Below are 1,237 nucleotides of genomic sequence, written 5' to 3' on the forward strand. Positions count from 1 at the left end.
GGCGGATTCATGCGGTCGTCGCAACATGCTCTATTTAGGACAGTAGCAGGTTGAGTTTTTCTTGGGGTGTAAGCCAGTCCAGTGTTTTGCGGGGGCGGCCGTTGAGTTCGGCGGCCACCTTTGTGAGATGTTCGGGGCTGTGGGCCGAGAGGTTGGTGCCTTTGGGGAAGTATTGGCGGAGCAGGCCGTTGGTGTTCTCGTTGCTGCCACGCTGCCAGGGCGAATGCGGGTCGCAGAAGTAGATGTCCAGGTCGGTGGCCATGGTGATCTCGGCGTGTCGGGCGAGCTCGGTGCCTTGGTCCCAGGTCATCGACCGTTTGAGGGCCGCGGGCAGGGTGTGGATGGCGGTGATCATGGCGTCGCGGACGGCGACGGCGTCGTGGCCGTCGGGCAGGTGCAGCAGCAGGCAGAACCGGGTGCTGCGCTCGACCAGGGTGCCGATCGCGGACCTGTTCGAGGCGCCGAGGATCAGATCGCCTTCCCAGTGCCCGGGCACGGCCCGGTCCTCGGCCTCGGCCGGGCGCTGGCTGATCGGTACCATGTTCGGGATCCGCGGTGTGCGGGCCTGAGCCTGGCGGTGGGGTTTACGCAGCGCCCGCCCGGTCCGCAGACAGGCCGCGAGCTCGCGGCGCAGCGCACCCCGGCCTTGCACATAGATCGACTGGTAGATCGTCTCGTGGGACACCCGCATCTCCAGGCAGTCGGCGAACTCGCTCACCAGCCTGGCCGAAATCTGCTCCGGCGACCACCGCCGCCGCAACCGTTCCTGCACATGATCCCGCAACCCGGCATTGCTGGGATCGGCCAGTTTCGCTGTCTTCGGCCGCTTCGCCCGCTCCCGCGCCGCCGCCTCCGCCACATGGGCCCGATACCGGCCCGGGCCACCGTTGTTGCTGATCTCCCGGCTGATCGTCGAAGGCGCCCGGCCCAGCCGCCGCGCGATCTCCCTCACACCGTCCCCGCTGGCCAGGCCACGGGAGATCTCCTCCCGCTCCACCACCGACAAATACCGATTCCCCAGCTCGCGGGGCGCGTTACCGATCACCCCGCCAGCCTCGGCGAACCACCGCCGACCCGTCTCCTGCGACACACCCGCCGCCAGCGAGGCAGGCATCACAGCCCGCCCCGCCCGAATCCCCCTCCAGAACCGCACCCGCACATCCCGCCCCAACGGCACACGACCCGCCACCACAACCTCCGACCACAATCGGTGTTGCAACGACCCCGTGAACCCAAG

At 68.2% G+C, this 1,237-nt stretch carries 1 protein-coding gene; it reads right to left on the reverse strand.

What is annotated here, in order from left to right; all coding sequences use genetic code 11:
• Positions 1–34: 34 nt before the first annotated feature.
• The gene (locus tag AB0M65_RS40855; RefSeq protein ID WP_364041067.1) at positions 35–1,114 is read right to left on the reverse strand and encodes an IS30 family transposase; all 1,080 of its coding nucleotides are present in this window, start codon (positions 1,112–1,114) and stop codon (positions 35–37) included.
• Positions 1,115–1,237 lie beyond the last annotated feature (123 nt).

This window comes from Amycolatopsis sp. NPDC051071 (genome assembly GCF_040682875.1).
In the GTDB taxonomy this organism is placed as follows: domain Bacteria; phylum Actinomycetota; class Actinomycetes; order Mycobacteriales; family Pseudonocardiaceae; genus Amycolatopsis.

What these genes read in the sequence shown, in the direction of transcription:
- AB0M65_RS40855 (WP_364041067.1), bottom strand. Translation starts at nt 1,114, where the DNA reads ATGCCTGCCTCGCTGGCGGCGGGTGTGTCGCAGGAGACGGGTCGGCGG.